The following is a 20851-nucleotide window of genomic DNA, read 5'->3' on the forward strand; positions in this document are numbered from 1 at the left end:
CGCATCGTGGGAATCGAACGCGAGATCAAGCTGGCGCTGCCGCCGTCGCAACATGACGACGTGGCGCGTTTCTTTGACGAGCGCGCCGGCGCGGGCAAGCCGTTCGACCTCGGCAACGTGTACTTCGACACGCCGACGCTCGCGCTTGCCGAGGCCAAGGCCGCACTGCGCCTGCGCCGCGCGCCGGACGAATGGCTGCAAACCTACAAGACGCTCGGCGAATCCCGGGCGGGCATGCATAGCCGTCACGAATGGGAGATGCCGGTGAAAGGCGAGGCGCTCGAAATAGACGCGCTCCTCGACGCCTGCGACGACGAACCCGCCCGCGAGGCGCTGAAAGCCGCCGCGCCGGAACTGATCGCTCTGTTTCGCACGGATTACCGGCGCATCGTGTGGGACGTGGAGTGCGAGGGCGCGAAGATCGAAGTGGCGCTCGATCTCGGCGAAGTGACGGCGGAAGTCGACGGCGAAACGCGTCGCGCGGAAATCAGCGAACTCGAATTCGAGCTCAAGTCCGGCGACGAACGCGCGCTGGAAATGCTTTCCGCCGAAGTGCGCGGCGCGTTTCCGGAGCTCGACCCCGAGGATCTGAGCAAGGCGCAGCGCGGCTATCGGCTGCGCGAGCGGCCGCAAAGCAGTATTCAAGACGCCGAAGCATGAATCGCCAGTCTTCCCTTTTTGAAGCGCCGGAAAGCGCGGTAATCGCGCCCGCGTTCACAACGCTCGAAAGCCAGTTCGACGCACTGCCCGCCGACTGGCGCCGGCATCTGATGCCGTTCATCGAAAGCCCGCGGTTTGCGGCGCTCTGCGCGTTCGTGGATGCGGAGCGCGCCGCCGGCAAGACCGTCTATCCCGCCGACGTATTTCGCGCGCTGCGTCTGACGCGCCCCGGCGACGTCAAAGTCATCATTCTCGGCCAGGACCCGTACCACGGCGAGGACAAGGGCGCGCCGCAAGCGCACGGCCTCGCGTTTTCGGTGCCCGCGCCGGTCCGCCCGCCGCCGTCGCTGCGCAACATCTTCAAGGAAATTCAGGCGAGTCTCGGCTTCACTGCGCCGTCGCACGGTTGCCTCGATACCTGGGCGAAGCAAGGCGTATTGCTCTTGAACACGTCGTTGACCGTCGAGCGCGACAAGGCGGGCAGTCACGCAAAGCGCGGCTGGGAGCAATGCACGGATACGCTCATCCACGAGATGGCGCTTCGGCACGACGGCCTCGTGTTCATGCTGTGGGGCGCGCACGCGCAGGCCAAGCGCGGGTTGATCGAGGGCACCGGCAAGGCGCATTGCGTGCTGGAAGCGCCGCATCCGTCGCCGCTCTCCGCGCATCGAGGGTTTTTCGGCTGCGGGCACTTCGCGCGCGCGAATGCGTATCTCGTCGAACACGGACGAGAGCCGATCGACTGGCGCTTGCCGGCTGCATGAAAAAACCCGCTGCATCGGACGACGCAGCGGGTTTTACGATCGACGGCTCGAAAATTCGCTTACAGCGCGGCGATGGCCTCGCGCGCTTGCGCCAGCGCCGTGCCGGCCACGTCCGCGCCCATGTTCAGGCCTTCGGCATAGATGAAGCTGACATCGGTCATGCCGAGGAAACCGAGGAACGATTGCAGATACGGCGTCTGCGAGTCGTGCGGCGTGCCCACATACTTGCCGCCGCGCGCCGACACCACGAACACCTTCTTGCCTTTCACGAGACCTTCCGGACCATTCGCGGTGTAGCGGAACGTGATGCCGGCCCGCGCGATCTGGTCGAAATACGCCTTTAGCTGCGACGAAATGCCGAAGTTATAGAGCGGCGCCGCGATCACGACGATATCCGCCGCTTGCAATTCGTCGATCAGCGCCATGCTCTTCGCGTCGATGGCGGCTTGCTCGGGCGTGCGCTTGTCGGCGGGCGTGAAAAACGCGCCCAGCGTGGCGTCGTCGAGGTGCGGCAGGTTGTCGGCGAGCAGATGGCGGACGACGACCTTCGCGCCCGGATTGCCTTGTTGCAGCTTCGCGGTGAGTTCGTCGGCGAGCAGCGTCGACTGAGCGCCTTGCGAACGCGCGGCGGAATTGATTTGCAGAATCGTCGTCATGATGGCTTCCTTCCTGATTGAGGAGCGGGCACTGAGCGCACCCGCGTTAGGAAGCATTGTTCGTTTTTCGACGTCCGGGAAAAAGCCGCGCGGCCGTGAAGGATCGTTGCACCCGTAGAACAATCCTCCGACGTCCGCTGCGTTCTTTCAAGCTTTCAGCCAGCGTTCGCGCCACTGCTTCGACGGACCGCGGCCATCCATCGCGGTCAGCACGTATCGCGACACTTCCGGCGCGTCGAGCCGAACTTCCGTGCGGCGCAGTTCGTCGCGGCGGAACGTGTGGACCTCGATTCTCGCGCCCGGCAGATAGCGCGACAGCAGCGCGTCGAGATTCGATCCAGTGACGCGCAACCCGTCGATGGCCACGAGCACGTCGCCCGCCGACAGTCCCGCCTTCTGCGCCGCGCCGCCGTCGTGGACGACCGCGAGCGTCGACTCGGCGCCGCCGCGCACGCGCGCCCCGAGCGACGGCTTACCGGCCGTGCCGTTGGTCGGCATGTCGGGCGCGAGTGCAATGCCGAACGGCTCGAACAGCGCGTCGAGCGGCAAGTCGCGCGTGCCGCGCACGCCATCGCGAAAGAGCGCGCGCAGATCGGCGCCGGTCGCCTCCGCGAAAAGCGCCTCGACGTCTTCTTCGCGGATGCCGCGCGGCTTGCCGGTGTAGAAATCGCGGCCGTATCGCTGCCACAGCAGCCGCATGACGTCATCCAGCGACTTGCGGTTGTCCGTCTGCGCGCGAATCGACAAATCGAACGCCAGCGCGAGCAGCGATCCCTTCTGGTAATAGCTGACGATGGCGTTGGGCGCGTTCTCGTCGGCGCGGTAGTACTTGACCCACGCATCGAACGAACTCTGCGCGACCGATTGCTTCAGCCGGCCGCTGCCGCGCAGCACGCCGCCGATGGTCTTGCCGAGCAGCGAGAAATAGTCGCCCGCGCTGATGAGCCCGCTGCGCACCAGCATGAGGTCATCGTAATAGGACGTGAAGCCCTCGAAGAGCCACAGCAGCGACGTGTAATTTTCCTGCGACAGATCGTAGGGCGCGAACGCCGCCGGCTTGATGCGCTTCACGTTCCACGTATGGAAGTACTCGTGGCTGCACAAGCCCAGGTACGTGCGATAGCCGTCCGTCATTTCCGGGCGGCCCTGCACCGGAAGGTCGGTGCGATTGCAGATCAGCGCCGTCGAAGCGCGATGCTCCAGCCCGCCGTAACCATCGCTGACGGCGACGGTCATGAACACGTAGCGGTCCATCGGCGCTTTTTTCGTGCGCGGTTCGAAAAACGCGATCTGCGCTTCGCACACGCGCTTCAGGTCGGCGGCGAGCCGCTGCATGTCGAGCGCGACGACGCGCCCCGCGATCACGATGTCATGCTTGACGCCGTGCGCGGTGAAGTTGCCGAGCGCGAATTCGCCGAGCGTGACGGGATGATCGACCAGTTCGTCGTAGTTCGCCGCTTCGTAGCTGCCGAAAGCGTAGCGTTTCGTCCCGCGCGATTCGGCAAGCGCCGTCGCGACGCGCCAGTTGCGGTGCGCGCCGCCCGGCGGCGGTTGAATATCGACCAGGCAAGGTGCGCCCGCCTGCCCTTCCACCGCCAGAAAGACGCTCGTGCCGTTGAAGAAGCCGACCGTATCGTCGAGATGCGCGGCGCGCACCGACATGTCCCACGCATAGACTTCGTAGCGCAGCGTGAGCGGGCCGTCGAGCGGCGCGGCTTGCCACGCGTGCTTGTCGGTCTTCTCGATGGCGACGCGCCGGCCCGCCGCGTTGAACGCCTGCAACGTCACGATGTTGCGCGCGAATTCGCGGATCATGTAGCTGCCCGGAATCCACACTGGCAGCAGGAATCGCTGCCCGGCCGGGTCCGGCTGCGCGACGGTCAGCGTCACTTCGAACAGATGCGCCGCCGGGTTCTTCGGACCAATGCTGTAGCGCACCGGTTGCGTGACTGAACTCGTTGCCATATGCGTCCTTGTTCTTGTTCTGGGCGTTGCTTCATTGCGCGTCGTGCGCAACGGCGAGCCGTAAAAAGAAAGGAGGCGCTCTCGCGCCTCCCTTGCCTGATCGGGCCGTGCTCAGTGCGCGGCCGAGATTTCCTTCTCCAGCCGGTCGGCGGGCACTGCGCCCGGCAGACGGCGTCCGTCCGCGAGGAACACGGTCGGCGTGCCGGAGACGTTCATCGCGTGGCCGAGCTTCAGGTTCTTGTCGATCGCGGCGGTGTCGCACGTGCCGGCGGTGGTCGGCGGCTTGCGGTCGAGCATCCAGCTTTCCCAGCTCATCGCGCGGTCCTTCGAGCACCAGATCGACTTTGATTTCTCCGTCGAATCCGGCGACAGCACCGGATAGAGGAACGTGTAGACGGTCACGTTGTCGATGGACTTCAGCGACGATTCCAGCTGCTTGCAATACGGACAGTTCGGATCGGAGAACACGGCGATCTTGCGGCTGCCGTTGCCTTTGACGACCTTCACCGCGTTCTCGAACGGCAGCTTCGCGAAGTCGATCTTGTTGGTTTGCGCGAGCCGCGCTTCGGTCAGATTCTTGTTGCTGCGCGTATCGACCAGATCGCCGATCATCACGTAGTTGCCGGTTGCGTCGCTATAGACGATCTGCGAGCCGAGGTTCACTTCGTAGAGCCCCGGTATCGGCGTCTTGTCGATGCTCTTGATGGTCGCTTCGCCCATGCGCGATTCGAGCGTCGATTTCAGTTTGTCCGTGGTTTGGTCGGCCTGCGCCGAACATCCGAGTCCGAGCGTCACGGCAAGCGTTGCTGCCGCGGCAAGGGCGAGGCGAAGAGTGGTTTTCATGCCGTTTCCCGAGAGTGGGGGCGACGCGTGAGGTGCGCGCCCGCCGTGGAGATTAAGTGCGATCGCTGCTGACGCCTCACCCGAGCGCCGCCGACACCAGCCAGCGTTTGGCGAGCGGCTGCGCGCCGACGAGCGCCATGCCCGTGTTGCGGACCGCCTGCGCGAACGTGCCCGGCGCCGAAAAGAGCCGCTGCATGCCGTCCGTCACGACCATCAGCTTCTGAATGTCTTCCCGGCGCGCGCGCTCGTAGCGGCGCAGCAGGATTGGATCGCCGAGATCGCGGAAGGCTTCCTTGTTGGCGATGACGTCGGCGAGCGCGGCGACATCGCGTAGGCCGAGATTCATGCCCTGCCCGCACAGCGGATGAATGAGATGCGCGGCATCGCCGACGAGCGCGACGCGCGGCGCGATGAGCCGGTCCACCGTCTGCAGCCCGAGCGGGAAGCCCTGCGCGGGCGTCACGCATTCCAGCGCGCCGAGCGTGTTTTCCGTGGCCTCTTCGACTTTCGCGGCCAGTTGTGCCGGATCGAGCGCAAGCAGCTCGTCCGCGTGCCCGGTGCGCGCCGACCAGACGAGCGACACGTGATCGCCCGGAAGCGGCAGGAGCGCGATGATTTCGGTATCGCGAAACCACTGATAGGCCGTTTCGCCGTGCGGCCGCTCGGCCTTGAAGTTCGCGACGACACCCGTCTGCCGGTAGTCGCGGCGATGCATCTTCGCGCCCATTTGCGCGCGCACCCACGAATGCGCGCCGTCCGCCCCGACGATCAGATCCGTCTGCAGCGTCTCGCCGCTCGAAAGAACGACGTGCGCGGCGTCGTCGTCGATCGTCATGCCCTGTGCGCGCGCCTCGAACCACGACAGGCTCGGCTGAAAGCGCAACGCGGCGTCGAGCGCCTGTTCGATCAACGTCGATTCGACGATCCACGCAAGCTGCGGCACCGAAGCCTGAAACGCCGAGAAGTGCAGCTCGGCGTGCGTGTCGCCGAAAACGCGCATGTCGAACACCGGGCCGAGCCGCGAGCGATCGAGCGCCTGCCACACGCGCAGCCGTTCGAGCAGCGTCTCTGAACTGGACGACAGCGCGTAGATGCGCGAATCGAACACGGCGCCTGCGGCCAGGCCCGCCGCGGGCGGCGCGAGCAGCGCGACACGCCGGCCCGACTGAGCGAGCGCGAGCGCGGCCGTCTTGCCGACGAGCCCGCCACCGACGACGACCGCGTGAAAGGTCAAGGGATGCGAAGTCATCCGGGCATTATAGCCGCGAGGGTTGCGCGGGTTTTGCCGCTCGCCGGACGAAAACGCAGGCGCGGCCCGGCGGTACAATAGCGGTTTGCCCGGCCGCCCGAGCGGCCGCCGCGCTGGCGGGCGCGCTTGTCGCCGCCCGGCGCGCATCGTTTGACGAAACCCGCGCGGCGAAGCGCCGTCTCACCAGTTCGAAGGATTCCATGAGCCTCCAATGCGGCATCGTCGGCTTGCCTAACGTCGGCAAGTCCACGCTTTTCAATGCACTGACCAAGGCGGGGATTGCCGCCGAGAATTATCCGTTCTGACGGTCCGCTTGGTTTTGCCTTTGGAAGCAGTAGGTTAGTGAATCCCCGGCAACACCTAGCAACAAAACAAGAACAAAATCGAGGCTCTTTTCATGAGCGCCTAATCATACCTCCAGTGCGCCATCGCTTCCGTGTTATTGATCGATGTCCGGCTTGTCATCTCGCATCACGTGGTAGGTGCCATCCCGCCAATCAATAGCCCACGCGTGTTGATCTCTAAGATAGACCGTGCATACGTCTGGAGAAGGAGGATCGTTCCAACCTTTCTCGGTAACTGCCGGCAGACCGTTAGGCAGGAAGTAATGCATGGCAGTGACCCCCTTGTGACCGATAGAATGCCCGGACGTAAGACAAGGCTGCCTTAGAATCGTCAACCGCGATTCCCACCTACCGCCCGACTCTATTGGAATGACATGCATCAGCGAGGCTAACGGCTCCTGCCAATAGACGTAGACGCAGCCGACACTCAATAGCGCACACACCCCGAATAAGAGGCTCCTCTTCTTCAAGTAGGCGGTACCATGCGACGTCATTGGACTTGGAGCCGCTTGGTCTTCTGCGCCTGAAATTCTGCGTCACTGATGACCCCAGCGTCCTTAAGTGCCTTCAACTTTATTAGATCTGTGTAAAGATCGGGAGCTTGCTGTCGTGAGACCGCAGCGCGTGGAGACTCAGTAATTTCGACACGCTGACTCGTCAACTTCGTACTATCGAAGTCGCCCTTCTTGCCGAAACTGACAACTCGTCCATTCCTAACCGCGACGAAATAGTCCTCGGGAAAATTTCCGTCTGCCGCAATGACCGTTTTGACCCACCGATACTGAAGATATTCAAGATCTGCCATAGAGGAAATTGATTTGGGCTCCCCCAATGTTTGAATAACTTCCTGCCGCGTCATACCGACAGAGATTTTGTTCATTTGATCTGCGGTACCGAAGACCATTGCCATGCAGCCGGTGAGCGACAACGCAGCAACACATAATAGCAGTTTTACATATGCTTTTCTCATAGCAACCCACTCTTTGTTTCTGATTAGATGGCGGCAGCAGACACCGTGTGTTTCATGCTGGATTCAAAAGAGGCTTTATGCCGAATATCAATCCAGATCGCACTTTCATCTCGAATTCATACGCTTCTCTGCTAGAACTAACAACGGCAAATTGATAATCGAAATTGCGGCGGATGTATGCTTTGGTCAATCGGTCTAGAGTGTTCTCCCCCGACGCAAACTTCCGCAACTCATCCAGCCCCAAGCTGGGCAAGACCAGCCGATTGGCGACATACACACAAAATTGGTCGCCGCTTAGTCGCCCGGACGCGTGGCTTTCCAGTCGAGTTACGAGTCCATATCGCGCTCTTCCCGCAACCTTCGCTTTTTCGATTTCCCTGCCGGACATTCCCGCGTAAATGAAGGCATCGTTATGCCAAATTACGTACACACCTGCACCCACTGCCGGAATACTGGTATTGGGCCAGTCTGAAAAACGGTACCTAGGAGAAAAGGCTCCAGTGTCGAGGCTCTCAATCATCGCGTGTTGCGTAGGTTGGCAATTGGAAAGCTTCACGCTGGAGAAGCCCCCGAGCAAAGCAGGTTTCTCCCTTCTGTGTCTTTAGCAGGTTTTAACTCGGCAAACACCTGAACTGGACCTCTGCCGATGCGTAAGTACCGATACCAGAATCTTTGCCGGTGCTTCCGACCGGTGACATAACGCGACCCTGATTAGCACAAAACGTCGAAGCGTCTCGGAACATGCGAGCTTTCACGCCGCTTCCAGAGAAATCGGTGAAGTTTCCCAATCCACCAATCATATAGAGATCGGGACCAATCTGCTGAACGCCGTCGGTACCCATCGTGGAGGCACACCCGGCCAAAGCAGTCACGAAGGCGCATGCAACAAGTCTTTTCATTGAATCAGTCCGAATGGTGTAAGAAAGGCACATAACAAGCGGGAAGGGTCGCCAGTGCGTTTACGGACAAATAGTCTGGGACTTTAATAAGCCACTGCGCGATTCCCTTAAGTTTCTTCTCATCGTGTCGTTAACCGATGAAGCGCATTGCCGAAAACGTCTATTGAGGACCAAAATGAAAGCTCTTTTAGCCAGTCTTATCGCTGCCGTTGCCCTCGCAGGGTGTGCGGCACCTGACGTCGATTGGACTCATGCCGAGCAGTCTTGCTCTACCCGGTGCACCGATGGATACAACCAGTGCATTTCGAAGTTCACCATGACACCCTTCCTGACCCAGCATGGTTGTAATGAGTCCCTGAAGGTCTGCGCTTCCTCCTGCGGAGCCAAAGTAGCAGTCCAGTAATCTAAGACCATGAAGCCCTTGTTGAAGCTGTGCAAGGATCCAAGCCCTACCCATATGCCCTCTTTCGGCAAACATAGCCCCCGTTTCTGCTGTTCCCTGCCAGCCTGACACCCCGCCACTTTGGCCAAAGCCGATCAAATTTCAGGAAAGGTCCTCACTCGTCAGCGATTCAACAACAACAACTCGGCTCTAGAGGCGACTTTTTTGAAGTCATTCCTTGGAGCGATAGGGGGTACTTCCGCCAGCCAGCTTCGAATGAAAACCACGGTTTCCGCCCGTGGCGGTGGAGCACGCCGCCAGCCGCCTACAATTAGGGCTGCACCACCACAACCGAGATCAAACCCAATGAAAAAAACCCTGTCCTGTTTCGCGCTGTCGCTCCTTTCCTTTGCTACACATGCTGCTCCCCTTCAGTGGAATCCCGTACCAGTGCCAAGCGGTAACAACTACGGCAACTACTATGGCCAAGGCCAAAGCACGTCTACGACGCAGATGATCGGCGATATGGCGTACACCCAGCAGAACTACACCGACGATCAGGGATATCAAAGGACGCGTAACTGCTATTCACAGCAGGTCGGCAATCAAATCCTGACACGCTGCGATTGAGACTCGCGGAGCGCTAAGGCGTACACAAAAGGCCATCGGGAAGCGGCTTGGCCCTGATGCTGCTGACACCTGAGGCTACTACTCTCAAAAGGTGTGCCTTCGATCAAAAACAAAATAACCTTAAAACCACCGCACGGACCGCAATGCATGACCTCGTCGTCTTGGCCATCCTCTTATACATCTGCTACTGCGTTATCCAAGAAAAGAAAGTTGACCGCGCAGCCGAGCGCCATCGTGCGGACCCTCGTGCCGATTATCGCGGTCACCGCAATTACCACCGCCCTAGTCACAACCACCGTAATGAACCCCGCTAGGGCGGCTTTTAGGGGCCCGGTTCGCAAGGTGTTAGGCGCTCCCGCCCCCGGTCCCCGTGTTCGCCAGGTCGGTGGAATTTCCCAGCCGCGTCTTGCACTCGCAAGCTCGAACTACAACCAACAACACGGCCCAATAACCGGCTTTTTCGAAAGCATTCCTGTGAGCGATAGGGGGGTCTATTCCTAGCCAGATTTCGAAGGAAAAGCCAGAGCTTCAGCCCTTGGCGCGTGGCAACACGCCGCCATTCGTCTACCGGTTACAGACGCAGGTAATCCGTGATGGTGGTTGTGCCGTCCACGGTATGGGATGGAAATCTCTCATTAGCCCGCTTTGCACCAGCGGCCTTTTCTTTGGCCCCAGAGCTTCAGCCCTTGGGCATCACCGCGCCGCCAGTCCTCTGCTTCCTCCGTCTGGCAACAAGGTTGTTAGATGGGCGCGGTGGGTGTCCAAGGTATTCGCTCTTTCTGCGCTAGCCATTGACGTTGCTTCGGATGTGCTAAAACGGTCACCCGCGAATAGCGTAGCCGAAGCTTAGGACGCGCGGACTACGGCCGGACGTGGAGTCACGCTAACCCACCCGTTCGAAGATGCGGATATTTCGCAGTTGAACGCTGCTCGGAGCGGATCGCACTTCCTCATCGTCTATGCGAATTTGAACATCTTGAGTAGGGTCGGATATTAAGTAAGCGTCAATCTGCACCCACGCGTCCGAATTGACGGTTTTCTTGGTGTCGGAGAATCGACGCCCCGTCTCGGGATTTCTGGTAACAAATCGCAATGTATGTTGACCGTGAGGTACCTTCGCTTCACATTGCACGTGTATTTTGCGTCTGCCCGCCATTGCGACATTCTTTGGGATGAAGGAACTTGTTGACCCCGGGACCGAATACTGTACGAACAGAAGCTCGAAACGCCCTTCCGTATTTGTACGCTCGATGCTCAACACCCCTCCCGGCTCGAAGCGAAGCTCGCCTCTTCCTAACGCACTGACTGGTCGCGCCTCTGGCCCATATCCCTCCCAAAAGCGGCCTTCTTGCCCCCTTACTGCGAAGCCGTCCATATCGGCGCTCCCGTCGAACAGAACGCGTTCGGACATTTCAGCAAGGCCGTTTACCGTGGTCGCAAGCTCGGTCACCTCGCGCTTTGTACTCTCAGCGTCTACTTTCAGCGCATCTGTTTCCGCGACGAGCTTCTCGGTCTCAGCCTTCAATTTGGCCGTCTCCGCGTTTAGCTTGTCGGATTCCCCCGATAACTTAGCGGTCTCGGCTGTGAGCTTGTCCACTTCGACTTTCAGCCTTTTTCGGCTCACAAAGTACGTAAATACGGCAGCACTAAAACTGCCTCCCAAGAACGCAAGAACCGCAGTGACAAACGCATTGCTGTGGTCGACATCAAGCGGCATAGGGCCTCCGCATCGAGTATGTGGAAGGGCAGGGCAATATGGGTTTGGGGCGACATTAGCGCAGATTACCCCAATCGTCCCAGTAACGGCCGCTACTCTCGGAAGGTGTCGGTTTTGGGAGTAGATCCAAAGGCCCCTGTAGATACTATCAAAACTCCACTTGCAGACATTCTGATGGTACCGTTAGAATTCACCCATCTTATGAGAGGATCTAACGGGGGGCAGCGATGGCAGCAGGCAAGTTTGCGTATTACCGGGTGAGCAGCAAGGAACAGAGCATTGAATCCCAGCGAGCAGCGATGCAGCCTGATGCCGGTGAAGCCTTCGAAGGAGAATGGAGCGATGAGGGTGTTAGCGGTACAGTGCCAGCCCTTCAGCGGCCCGGATTCGCGGCCTGTGCTGCCCATCTGCGCAAGGGCGATACGCTCTACGTGTTTGCGATTGATCGTCTTGGCCGGGATGCCATTGATGTGCAGTCCACGGTACGTGATCTTCAGGCCAAGGGCGTCAAGATTCACGTCCATAACCTTGGGCTGATCGAAGGCGAAACCGGTAAGCTGATCGTTGCTTTGTTCGCTCAGTTTGCGGAGATGGAGAAGGCCCGCATTGCAGCACGTACCGAAGCTGGCCGGGCGATAGCGCGTGAGTCCCTGAAGGCCACCGGGAGAACCCATCGGGGGAAGGCAAGCCTTGGCCGTCCCGCTACCCATGATCTTCAGGCAATCGCCCGCTGGAGCCGTGAGCCGGGGAATTCGATCATGAAGGCTGTGGCCCATTTCGGGGTGTCGGAAGCCACGGTCAATCGAGCTCGGAAGCAGCACGCCTAAGTCATTGATTTGGCTGTGTAAAATATATAAAGCTGGTCCGGTGATAGCTCTTTTCGATAGGCGAAGGGACTTTCCCCGGCCCTCAGAAGCAGATTTGGCCCGATAGCCAATACGACCGCCCCAAGCAACAAGAGACACTTTCCGAGCGCGCTGGCTTCCCCGCACCTCAAGGCTAACCCCCAGAAGAACAAGGCAGGGAGGACAGTTGTGAGCGTGCAGCATCGGCAAGTTCTTATTGTTTGGTAGAACGATCAACCTACCAGTCCCCTGAGGCGGTTTCGGTGGTCTTCGAAACCTCGCGGTCAATTCCATGGACGGAAAGACCGTAACCTCGTCGTGGTTAGTTAACAACGTTGCAAAAAAACAACCATCTTCAAAGAGGCCCCACAGCCCCTACCGGCAAGGCTTCCAGAATAACTATTCTCGCTTACCTGACGAGGATTCTAGGCTCATCCTAGAAGACTCCGCCACGCGGCTGCTCGCAATTGGCTCCGCAAAGTTAGGCCTGCTAGACTGCGCTGCATCGCTGATCCGAAAAGAATGCCTTGACGAGGCGGAGATCGCATGATGTGCGGTAGCTGGGCCCGAGCAGGCTGAGCCACCTTGATAACCGCGGAGCCGATCGAAAGGGCTCGAAACGTACCTCGAACGTACCGGGAAGTGGAAATGAACCGCCAAATATCGATAGTGAATATTAGTACTCCTTACTCGCTGCGAGCAACCGAACCGGCTATATGGTCCGCGCTGGAGACCGGCAGATGAAGCCGGAACTGAGCAAGAACGAGAAGGCCAGAAGAGCCCGCACGAGGGGCGCTAAGAGGTTTCGCGCCTACTGTGAGAGATGCGGTACCAACCGGGAGCACCACGCCAGCAGTGCCCGATGCGCGACCTGTCAGAGCCAGAATCGCAAAAAGCGCCGGAAAGATGCTGAGACCGGAAGGAAACTCATTGCGAGTTCACGAGGTTGGCATGAAGCGAACCCCGGAGCGGGCAGAGAGGCAGCAGCGGCTTCGGACTGGCGAAAGGCTACGACAGCGAAGCGGATGCACGCTTGGTATGGAAGTGAGCAGAAGGCCTTGCAAGCGATTTATGCGGGTCTGTTTGGCAGTGAGAAGTTCAAGCAGGATGGTGATCACTTGATAGCGAAGATAGCCAAGGATGCGAGCGATAAGCACATTGCGTCTGGTCTCCATACCTTCGCTAACCTAGGACCCTTACCCCAGACATTGAACCGGGAGAAGGGCAGCTACTTCAATCCAGATCATGAGCGAAGCCACAGACCCGCTAATCGTCACCCCGGCGGAGCTTGGGACCCTGAGCCAACGCCTTATGAGATGGCGTATATGGAGCTGATGGAGAGGGATTACGGGCAGACCATCGAAGAGAGCCTGAGAAACCTTATACGCTACCTGGACCGTCAAGCACGAGCCTATGAGAAACACGCTAGAGATACGCATGATGTAGAGATATTGGTTGATCGTACTTGGTTTGAATGTCGTGTACCGCCTGAGTGGAAAGCTCGGAAAGGCCCTAGATACAAGGGTGACGAAGGCGAACCCGACGAGAAGAACGTACAAATCTTTATGACCATGCTGCAGAAGCAATCCGGGGAATAGACCGACCAAAGACATTGCTTACGGCTTATTCTACGTTCCCGCCCGCGTGCGACCTAATCACACTCTTAACGCTGACCAAGATAACACTTTCACCCCGACCATATTAACCTGATACAGCTTCCTATCAGCCGTAGCCTATCGTTGGTATATCCGTCAATGGTCTTCACCTTATAGACACCGCTCAACGGGAATGCTGTATTTCATAATGCAACAATGCCCTCACCTAATAGATTCACCTATAGATCCATCGTTTTCATTAACCGGTAATAGTTTTCCTATAGTAGCGCTCTTACTGAGCCCATGAAAACCGTGGATACCTAGTGTCTCCAAATACGTGGAATCCACGGGAAAATTGGGGCGAACGCATTTGGGCATCCGCGATGCCACCAAAGTACCTTCAACGTCATGTCAAACAACAAATTCAAAGCGGCCCAGTCAGTCACCAATAGAGCGATAGAGGCAGTTGAACACCTCACGGAAGCAGCAGCAAAGGACGGCATCGATCTAGTTGCAAAGGTGTCCGTCGTCCCTGCGAGCAACTTTCCAGACTGGCCGACAAAGCTAGCCGAAGCACTATGCGAAAATCCGAAGCTGGCATCACAGCCGAATCGCGCATTGACGTCTGCAATTGAGAACCGTAGCGGCAAGACCGGGTTCAACGCAAAGCTTATATCGAAGGACCTGACCAACGGGCAACTCGCCTTTGTATCGGAAGTTTTTCGTCGGTACGGTTATTCCACGGCGACCCTCAAGAAAGGAACCGATATTAAGCGGATAGTGAGGGAGCAAATCCGCGACATTATTCCAGCAGCGAACGAAGCTACAGTCTTCTTCCCCGATGGAGTCGCAATCGATGGTAAGACGTATAAGTACCGTAAGCGGAACACGGAGCCTAGAGGTCTGCCATGGTATGACCTCTGCATCCGAATCGCAGGGATCGAGGTTCCGCTTGAAATCGTGTTGAAGCTGCGCGGTGTCGGCATCGGCGAGTTCCAATTGAAGGATGAAGCTGCGCAGAAGTTCGCACGGTCAGAACAGACGGTACGCAGGCGGGAACTAGATAGGGAGCCGCAGGTGGCCCGCAGTGTGTCCGAACTTGCCAAGGCCGTAAGAGAGAATCATCGAAAAGCTGTTGTGCCAGGCGAATATACCGGTAGCCAGCTTGGCGAGCTCATTCGCGCATGGTTCTACAACGTCACGGTAGAGCAAGGCCGGTACGTCTGTCTCGGGGACCTGTTGAAATCCATGGAGGACAACGCTGCGATCGTGGAAGCTTTAGAGGCGCTCGTCAGCCAGCCTTATGGCGATGCCGCCAACGATGAAGAGGTCGAAGCAGCCTGACTGCCCACTAGGCGGCAGAAGTTTGCGCGGCACGTCTTTTGTTGAACCGATGCCGGAAGTGCGTGCCCCATCATCCCCAGTTGTCGAGTAAGCGGTTTGTCGGTCCTGATGAGCCTTCAAAGCAGCTTCGAAGGTCAGCAATACTTGCTTCGATAGCTCAAGGTCAATGCCACCAAAAAGGGGATAGGTGCAGATACGGTTCCGCTGCCTCTCAACCCGAAGCTCCCACTTCGCTATCTCGGCTTCTACCTCGGCCAGCTCTCCGCTGGCCATCTCCTGAGGAATCGTTACGCTTCCTCCCCTACCGCTCCCTCAGCAACGACCGACCACCAGATGCAGCCCAGCCTAACGCTGGTCTCCCTTCAAGAACCCTTGTTTGAAGAGGTCGATAGCTTCTTGTATCCGGTCTCTGTGGCCCTGCATGGCTTTCTGAGCTTCACGGATAACGGCCAGTAGGTTGTGAGCTTTGGAAGTGTCGTGACCGTCCCTTTCCAGTTCCTCTATGAGCTTTTCTTGGGTCCTGTATTCGGCGTTCGCCTTGCGCCAGATCATCGTCAGCCTTTCGGAGCGCCTTCTCTTTATCTTCAAGGTTCATGGTCCCCCCCTCCTTCCTCGCTCGCGCAGCCGTCCCTGAGGTCCACGCTCGAAGGTGAAGCGTAGGGCTGTGAACTAGCAACCTGCCGCGATTGAATCCGGGCTTGATCGATACAGTGTAAGCTGAATTGTCGTAAGCGAATCCGCTACGTCTTGGGGACCCAGTTGCACATAGTGCCTATGCAGAGTGTCTCCACGCCTTGGAGCGTGCCCGAGGATTCGCCGGAGAACGGCGTCTCCAGTATTCAGCCGTGCCCCCGCGCTTGCAACCAGCTTTCGCAAGTCATGGAGCATAAACTTCGGCGCACCCGCCCGCTGCGCCATTTCAGTTACGTGGTCCGCAGAAAGGCCAGCGAACAGCCGGACGGAGCCGTCGGTGGTACAACATCGACGCTGCAAAAGCGGTCGCATCTGTTCTGTGATTGGGAGCGAGTGCGGGCTTTTACCCTTGGTCTCGGGGATTAGCAGCACGCCTGCGTCTAGATCAACGTCTTCTCGACGAACCGCACTGCACTCGTTCTTACGCATCCCGGTCAGAAGCAACAGATGCAGGTAGTCTCGCTGCAGTTCGGGCAAACCCGCGACTGCCGTGAACCAATCGGGCATAGCTTCCTCGGATAGGTTTCTGGCTCTCGGCTGTGGACGTTGAGGCATAAGCCCAGCGGCACCCAGCTTGACGAAAGGGCTGGGTATTTCGATGCTGTGGACGGCTCCAAGAAACTTCAGTATCGAACCGACGATTCCCCGCCCTAAGTCCACCAACGCGGCCCCCTTGGTTTGCGCAAACCGGTGGCAATGGTCCCCAAATGCGTGATCGCGTAGAGCGGAGACCGGCCTATCGAACCACTCAGCGAAGTGAGTCTTCAACAACGACTCGTATCTAGCGAGGCTGGATGCCTTCACCTTCTTTGCCTTCGCATATTCCGCCAAGGCTTCGCGCAGGGTCGGCAATCGAAGCTTGGGTTTCGTAGCGAGGTATTCACCCGCCCGGCATCTCCGAAGTATCGGTAACGCCATCTCCCTCGCTTCATCAACCGTGATGAGAGGCCAGCGGCCCAGCGTCACTCTAACCTGCTTCCCAGCGGAGCTGGTAGCAACCACGAAGGTCTGAGTCCGGGCCCCGATTCTGAGGCAAAGACCGCACAGCTTTCTGTCACGCAAGACCGTTCCGCGCTTGTCCGCGCCCTTTCTAATCAGGGCATCCGAAAGGGTTACAATTGCCATTTTCCGAGACAAAACTCGCACAAAATCGTTGAGCCAACGCCCCGATTTGCTGTCTTGTCTTGTCCCGTTGCGGTCTTCCCCTGAGCCCCGAGGAGCGGCTATCGCACCCTAGGCAAACGGCAGGGCAACCCACGCAACCTATTGAATTCCCGAAGGATTCCATGAGCCTCCAATGCGGCATCGTCGGCTTGCCTAACGTCGGCAAGTCCACGCTTTTCAATGCACTGACCAAGGCGGGAATTGCCGCCGAGAATTATCCGTTCTGCACGATCGAGCCGAATGTCGGCGTCGTCGAAGTGCCGGACGCGCGCCTCACCGCGCTGGCTGAAATTGTGAAGCCCGAGCGCATCCTGCCGGCCGTCGTCGAGTTCGTCGACATCGCGGGCCTCGTGGCGGGCGCGAGCAAGGGCGAAGGCCTCGGCAACCAGTTTCTCGCGAACATCCGCGAAACGGACGCCATCACGCACGTCGTGCGCTGCTTCGAAGACGAAAACGTGATTCACGTCGCGGGCAAGGTCGATCCGCTCGCGGACATCGAAGTCATCGACACCGAACTCGCGCTCGCCGACCTCGCCACGGTCGAAAAGGCGCTCACGCGCTATTCGAAAGCGGCGAAGTCGGGCAACGACAAGGAAGCGGCGAAGCTCGTCGCCGTGCTGGACAAGGTCCGCGCCCAGCTGGATCAGGCGAAGCCCGTGCGCGCGCTTTCGCTGACCGATGACGAGCAGGCGCTCATCAAGCCGTTCTGCCTCATCACGTCGAAGCCGACGATGTACGTCGCGAACGTCAAGGAAGACGGCTTCGAGAACAACCCGTACCTCGACGCCGTGCGCAAGCACGCGGAAGCGGAGGGCGCGCCGGTGGTCGCGGTGTGCGCGGCGATCGAAGCCGAAATCGCCGACCTCGACGACGCCGACAAGCAGGATTTTCTCGCCGACATGGGCATGGACGAGCCGGGGCTGAACCGTGTCATTCGCGCCGGTTTCAAGCTGCTCGGCTTGCAGACGTACTTCACGGCGGGCGTGAAGGAAGTGCGCGCGTGGACGATTCATATCGGCGACACCGCGCCGCAGGCGGCCGGCGCGATCCACACCGATTTCGAGCGCGGCTTCATCCGTGCGCAGACCATTTCGTTCGATGACTACGTCGCGTTCAAGGGCGAGCAAGGCGCGAAGGAAGCCGGGAAGATGCGCGCGGAAGGCAAGGAATATGTGGTGCACGACGGGGACGTGATGAACTTCTTGTTCAACGTCTAAAGCGTCAAAAGTCGTCACGGCGACTTGATTCGAGAAGCGGAGTGCCTGAAAAATGGCACTCCGCTTTTTTCATGCGCGGATGGTGGCGAAGACCGTCGAAAACAACAGCGAGAGACCAAAAGAAGATGAAGAGACAGTTACGGATCGGCGCGTTCGTCGCGAGCTGCGCGATCGCGATTGCTTGCACACCCGCCCACGCTTACTACAACTCGCAGCAACCAAACGAAGCCGACCTCGACTCCCACCGCCACTACCGCAACCACGACGGCAACGTCATCCATTCCCCCGCCCGCTCCCGCTCGGGCGCCGTTCCCGAAGGCGCGAGCGCCCAATGCCGCGACGGAACCTACAGCTTCAGCCAGCATCACAGCGGAACGTGCTCGCGGCATGGGGGCGTCGCGCGTTGGGAATAAGCAGAGACATACCATGCGTGAGCCACCCCTAACCGATGTCTGCCGCGGTCGATTTTCGCTGCACGGCACTCGCCCTTCGCGAACCAAGCGTTGCTATCCCGCCGATAACCGCCATCGCGAAGAAAGCGCCCAACGGAACGATTGCGCCGCGCTCCCAACTTAGCGCGTATAAAAGCGCGAAAATTGCGAGCATGGGAAATCCATACGCATTGCACGATGCCACGATCTGGCCTACCCGGTGCGCGGGGTGGATTGCGATCAGTTGCTCGCGCAGACTCACACGCAACAGACCAAACCCGATGCCACAGAGAAAGAACGCGAGCGCCAACACTGGAAGCCAATATGGGAATGCTAGAAGCACGACGAATGGCAAAGGGACGCAGCATACAGCCGCCGTCATAAGGCCTCGTCGCATCCTTGTAGGCCACTGCGCCACCCATTCATAAGCCACACCGATACACGCCATACCGAGCCCGATTGCAGCGTCGAGCACCGCCGCATGCTCCACCGTTCCATGCCCTTTGGAGTTCGCGACCAGTGGCACCACCATGTTGACGAGCGTAAGGCATGGCCACACGAGCGCGAGCGTCGCAATTACGGTCCACGCTGTCCGCGACGTCGAAGCGGCCGCGTCCATCTTCGCCGCAACCTTTGCCCCGGTTCCACGGCGCCGCGTCTCGCCCCAAACGACACGCTGTAGCGCAGGCGAAGCGAAGAGCGACAGCGCCACCACGTAAAGCATCGCTGCTGCAAAGAACGGCGTTGTACCGCCGCCAAGACGAACAAGCAAACCGAGCGGCAGTCCTCCGAGCATCAAGCCTGCTTGCGTGGCTGCGCTTTGTCGCGCGTTCAGCCTGTCGCTCTCGCTTGGTGTCAAACCGCTCGCGATCGTGGCGAGAAGTGCATCCCACGCACCTTCCAGTATGAAGAAGACGGACAGCACCATGAAATTAATCGCCAGCAACATACCCGGATGATGCAGGAACGGCGTGAACGCCAAAGCGCATGCGCACAAACCGACCATGCCCCAAAGCGTCAATCCGCCCGTATCCACGCGTTCGAGCAGACGGCGCGCAAACGGCGCGGCGATGACTGCGGGCAAGAAGCCGCCGATCGCAGAAATCGCAAGCGGCATCGCGCCGCCGTTGGCCGACCGAACGAGATTCCATGCCACTGCGAGAAACAGTAGGCCGTTGGCAAACCGATAGATGAACGTCGCCAGCAGGAACAGATTCATCGGACCTCCGCGGACGCACGCTGCAGCGGCAGCGTGCGCTGCGAAACGGACGCAAACAGACGTTCGATCCAGGCGCGCGTGCAGTCCGCGCTGCCTGTCGCGACGACGCCCGCCAGCGGTGTCTCGTGCGCCTGATAAGTGATATGACGAGGCAACGGTGCACCGACGGCCAATTCGTGCCAGTGAACGACGCAGGGACTTCTGCGAACCGCATCCGCGCCAACTACGCCGCAGTTAGCCGAATGGTTCAAGTGATGTCCCGGATAGACGAACCACCCATGCCACCTCGCGCGCGGTTGCTCGCACGAGCGAAGGCCACTGTGCTCGCCGAGAAGTATGCGTAATTCCTGCGACGGCAGGTGAATGCCTGTTGCCAATTCAAACGTTCTGACGACGTCCGCGCCGCCGACGCGATTGGCGACCTCGAGAAAAACCAATTGGCCGTGGCATCGAATCGCCTCAAGATGAAAACTGCCATCGCGAATTCCAGTCGCGTTGAGTGCGGTCGAGACCCAGGCACGGACGTCATCGTCGAATGGTACGTGAAACGAACCGAGCGGTTCTCCATTGGCAAATCGCAGGCAATCTCCGACATACTCGCTGGCAGTCATCGTGAGCATATGTCCATTCTGCATGAGCCCATCGAAATGCAAGACCGGGCCCTTGACGAACTCTTCAATTTCGTACTGCGCCGGGTCACGCTGCCCGGTATCAAGACCTGGCACGCGCGAACGGTTCGCGGTGATGGCCGCGTACGCCTCCGCGACGCTCGGGAACACAACGACCTCTTCACTTGATGCGCCACTGTGCGGCTTCAGCACGGTGGCGCCCTGCCACGTTGCGCTTCGTGGTGACGAAAGAAAGTCGAGGAGCGAAAGAAAGCGCGGCGCGCTGAGTCCCGCGCGCAAGACCACGGTTTTCATCAGCGTCTTGTCGCGTGCAAGCCGCACCTGTTCGACCGCCGGGCCGGGCACGCGGAGCCACTCGCGCAGACGCGCCGCGTCGAGCAGTTCGTACTCCGATAGCGAAATGATCCGATCAAACCGTTTAGGCTCGCGAGTCAGCCACGAGCGCGCTTCTTCGAACGCGCTCGCAGCACCGGGCCGTTCGGAAGTGGCGCAGCGCAACGACGCTGGAAGAGTATCGAGCGCCTCGCGCTTGCCAAAGTACGTCACTTCGTGCAGGTCATGATCAACTGCGCGGTGATACTCAATCTTCTGATACGGGATGCGGTGCAGGATAAGGATTCTCATGGGCGTCGCAT

Annotated in this window: 19 protein-coding genes and 1 pseudogene; 9 read left to right on the forward strand and 11 right to left on the reverse strand. The window is 59.3% G+C overall.

The features are described from left to right. Positions 1-6 precede the first annotated feature (6 nt). Positions 7-660, forward strand: a complete 654-nt coding sequence (locus GV035_RS22035) for a CYTH domain-containing protein (protein WP_159837060.1) — start codon at positions 7-9, stop codon at positions 658-660. Next, complete coding sequence (locus tag GV035_RS22040; protein WP_159837061.1) at positions 657-1424, forward strand: uracil-DNA glycosylase; 768 nt, start codon at positions 657-659, stop codon at positions 1422-1424. The genes GV035_RS22035 and GV035_RS22040 overlap by 4 nt, the downstream gene beginning before the upstream one ends. Before the next feature lie 59 nt (positions 1425-1483). On the opposite strand, the gene GV035_RS22045 is transcribed toward GV035_RS22040, so the two are convergent. The 4 genes from GV035_RS22045 to GV035_RS22060 form a co-directional block, all read right to left on the reverse strand. Then, positions 1484-2080, reverse strand: coding sequence for an FMN-dependent NADH-azoreductase (locus GV035_RS22045; RefSeq protein ID WP_159837062.1), 597 nt, complete (start codon positions 2078-2080; stop codon positions 1484-1486). A gap of 147 nt (positions 2081-2227) precedes the next feature. Then, on the reverse strand, positions 2228-4045 hold the full coding sequence (locus GV035_RS22050; protein WP_159837063.1) for a M61 family metallopeptidase: 1818 nt from the start codon (positions 4043-4045) through the stop codon (positions 2228-2230). 111 nt (positions 4046-4156) lie between these two features. Next, positions 4157-4888, reverse strand: coding sequence for a DsbC family protein (locus GV035_RS22055; protein ID WP_159837064.1), 732 nt, complete (start codon positions 4886-4888; stop codon positions 4157-4159). A 76-nt stretch (positions 4889-4964) separates the two neighbouring features. Then, positions 4965-6137 (reverse strand): UbiH/UbiF family hydroxylase, encoded by a 1173-nt coding sequence (locus tag GV035_RS22060; protein ID WP_159837065.1) that lies wholly within the window; start codon positions 6135-6137, stop codon positions 4965-4967. A gap of 200 nt (positions 6138-6337) precedes the next feature. Here GV035_RS22060 and GV035_RS22065 point away from each other — a divergent pair. Continuing rightward, positions 6338-6439, forward strand: a pseudogene (locus tag GV035_RS22065) (GTPase); the annotation flags it as partial. A 532-nt stretch (positions 6440-6971) separates the two neighbouring features. Here GV035_RS22065 and GV035_RS22070 read toward each other — a convergent pair. Next, a complete protein-coding gene (locus GV035_RS22070) occupies positions 6972-7451 on the reverse strand; it encodes an SHOCT domain-containing protein (protein WP_159838157.1) in 480 nt (159 codons plus the stop codon). 52 nt (positions 7452-7503) lie between these two features. Further along, entirely contained in the window at positions 7504-7971 is a 468-nt protein-coding gene (locus GV035_RS22075) for a hypothetical protein (protein ID WP_159837066.1), read from the reverse strand. A 1127-nt stretch (positions 7972-9098) separates the two neighbouring features. On the opposite strand from GV035_RS22075, the gene GV035_RS22080 reads away from it, so the two are divergent. Continuing rightward, on the forward strand, positions 9099-9362 hold the full coding sequence (locus tag GV035_RS22080) for a hypothetical protein (protein WP_159837067.1): 264 nt from the start codon (positions 9099-9101) through the stop codon (positions 9360-9362). An 883-nt stretch (positions 9363-10245) separates the two neighbouring features. Here the strand turns inward: GV035_RS22080 and GV035_RS22085 are convergent. After that, positions 10246-11079 (reverse strand): hypothetical protein, encoded by an 834-nt coding sequence (locus GV035_RS22085; protein WP_159837068.1) that lies wholly within the window; start codon positions 11077-11079, stop codon positions 10246-10248. A gap of 227 nt (positions 11080-11306) precedes the next feature. Here GV035_RS22085 and GV035_RS22090 point away from each other — a divergent pair, with 227 nt between their 5' ends. The 3 genes from GV035_RS22090 to GV035_RS22100 all read left to right on the forward strand — a co-directional run bounded on the left by GV035_RS22090 (position 11307) and on the right by GV035_RS22100 (position 14863). Beyond that, positions 11307-11906: a recombinase family protein gene (locus GV035_RS22090; protein ID WP_159837069.1), complete on the forward strand. Its 600-nt coding sequence runs from the start codon at positions 11307-11309 to the stop codon at positions 11904-11906. A gap of 1076 nt (positions 11907-12982) precedes the next feature. After that, positions 12983-13522, forward strand: coding sequence for a hypothetical protein (locus tag GV035_RS22095; protein WP_159837070.1), 540 nt, complete (start codon positions 12983-12985; stop codon positions 13520-13522). Between the two features lie 405 nt (positions 13523-13927). Next, the gene (locus tag GV035_RS22100; RefSeq protein ID WP_159837071.1) at positions 13928-14863 is read left to right on the forward strand and encodes a hypothetical protein; all 936 of its coding nucleotides are present in this window, start codon (positions 13928-13930) and stop codon (positions 14861-14863) included. A 345-nt stretch (positions 14864-15208) separates the two neighbouring features. Here GV035_RS22100 and GV035_RS29555 read toward each other — a convergent pair whose 3' ends face one another. Further along, a complete protein-coding gene (locus GV035_RS29555; RefSeq protein ID WP_236572685.1) occupies positions 15209-15415 on the reverse strand; it encodes a hypothetical protein in 207 nt (68 codons plus the stop codon). Positions 15416-15532: 117 nt separating this feature from the next. Beyond that, positions 15533-16681 (reverse strand): tyrosine-type recombinase/integrase, encoded by a 1149-nt coding sequence (locus GV035_RS29970; protein WP_159837072.1) that lies wholly within the window; start codon positions 16679-16681, stop codon positions 15533-15535. 161 nt (positions 16682-16842) lie between these two features. Here GV035_RS29970 and ychF point away from each other — a divergent pair, with 161 nt between their 5' ends. Both ychF and GV035_RS22115 read left to right on the forward strand, forming a co-directional pair. Next, positions 16843-17937, forward strand: a complete 1095-nt coding sequence (gene ychF / locus GV035_RS22110) for a redox-regulated ATPase YchF (protein WP_159837073.1) — start codon at positions 16843-16845, stop codon at positions 17935-17937. A gap of 125 nt (positions 17938-18062) precedes the next feature. After that, complete coding sequence (locus tag GV035_RS22115; RefSeq protein ID WP_159837074.1) at positions 18063-18350, forward strand: DUF3761 domain-containing protein; 288 nt, start codon at positions 18063-18065, stop codon at positions 18348-18350. Between the two features lie 28 nt (positions 18351-18378). Here the strand turns inward: GV035_RS22115 and GV035_RS22120 are convergent, their stop codons facing one another. Together GV035_RS22120 and GV035_RS22125 are read right to left on the reverse strand one after the other, a co-directional pair. Beyond that, positions 18379-19587, reverse strand: coding sequence for an MFS transporter (locus tag GV035_RS22120; protein ID WP_159837075.1), 1209 nt, complete (start codon positions 19585-19587; stop codon positions 18379-18381). Further along, the gene (locus tag GV035_RS22125) at positions 19584-20840 is read right to left on the reverse strand and encodes an ATP-grasp domain-containing protein (RefSeq protein ID WP_159837076.1); all 1257 of its coding nucleotides are present in this window, start codon (positions 20838-20840) and stop codon (positions 19584-19586) included. The genes GV035_RS22120 and GV035_RS22125 overlap by 4 nt, the downstream gene beginning before the upstream one ends. Positions 20841-20851 lie beyond the last annotated feature (11 nt).

The sequence above is a fragment of the Burkholderia sp. 8Y genome (genome assembly GCF_902506145.1).
In the GTDB taxonomy this organism is placed as follows: Bacteria; Pseudomonadota; Gammaproteobacteria; order Burkholderiales; family Burkholderiaceae; genus Caballeronia.

Excerpts from the sequence above, each read along its gene's own strand:
- GV035_RS22040 (WP_159837061.1), top strand. The coding sequence starts at position 657 with ATGAATCGCCAGTCTTCCCTTTTTGAAGCGCCGGAAAGCGCGGTAATC.
- GV035_RS22045 (WP_159837062.1), bottom strand. The coding sequence starts at position 2,080 with ATGACGACGATTCTGCAAATCAATTCCGCCGCGCGTTCGCAAGGCGCT.
- GV035_RS22050 (WP_159837063.1), bottom strand. The coding sequence starts at position 4,045 with ATGGCAACGAGTTCAGTCACGCAACCGGTGCGCTACAGCATTGGTCCG.
- GV035_RS22055 (WP_159837064.1), bottom strand. The coding sequence starts at position 4,888 with ATGAAAACCACTCTTCGCCTCGCCCTTGCCGCGGCAGCAACGCTTGCC.
- GV035_RS22060 (WP_159837065.1), bottom strand. The coding sequence starts at position 6,137 with ATGACTTCGCATCCCTTGACCTTTCACGCGGTCGTCGTCGGTGGCGGG.
- GV035_RS22070 (WP_159838157.1), bottom strand. The coding sequence starts at position 7,451 with ATGAGAAAAGCATATGTAAAACTGCTATTATGTGTTGCTGCGTTGTCG.
- GV035_RS22075 (WP_159837066.1), bottom strand. The coding sequence starts at position 7,971 with ATGATTGAGAGCCTCGACACTGGAGCCTTTTCTCCTAGGTACCGTTTT.
- GV035_RS22080 (WP_159837067.1), top strand. The coding sequence starts at position 9,099 with ATGAAAAAAACCCTGTCCTGTTTCGCGCTGTCGCTCCTTTCCTTTGCT.
- GV035_RS22085 (WP_159837068.1), bottom strand. The coding sequence starts at position 11,079 with ATGCCGCTTGATGTCGACCACAGCAATGCGTTTGTCACTGCGGTTCTT.
- GV035_RS22090 (WP_159837069.1), top strand. The coding sequence starts at position 11,307 with ATGGCAGCAGGCAAGTTTGCGTATTACCGGGTGAGCAGCAAGGAACAG.
- GV035_RS22100 (WP_159837071.1), top strand. The coding sequence starts at position 13,928 with ATGTCAAACAACAAATTCAAAGCGGCCCAGTCAGTCACCAATAGAGCG.
- GV035_RS29555 (WP_236572685.1), bottom strand. The coding sequence starts at position 15,415 with ATGATCTGGCGCAAGGCGAACGCCGAATACAGGACCCAAGAAAAGCTC.
- GV035_RS29970 (WP_159837072.1), bottom strand. The coding sequence starts at position 16,681 with ATGGCAATTGTAACCCTTTCGGATGCCCTGATTAGAAAGGGCGCGGAC.
- ychF (WP_159837073.1), top strand. The coding sequence starts at position 16,843 with ATGAGCCTCCAATGCGGCATCGTCGGCTTGCCTAACGTCGGCAAGTCC.
- GV035_RS22115 (WP_159837074.1), top strand. The coding sequence starts at position 18,063 with ATGAAGAGACAGTTACGGATCGGCGCGTTCGTCGCGAGCTGCGCGATC.
- GV035_RS22120 (WP_159837075.1), bottom strand. The coding sequence starts at position 19,587 with ATGAATCTGTTCCTGCTGGCGACGTTCATCTATCGGTTTGCCAACGGC.
- GV035_RS22125 (WP_159837076.1), bottom strand. The coding sequence starts at position 20,840 with ATGAGAATCCTTATCCTGCACCGCATCCCGTATCAGAAGATTGAGTAT.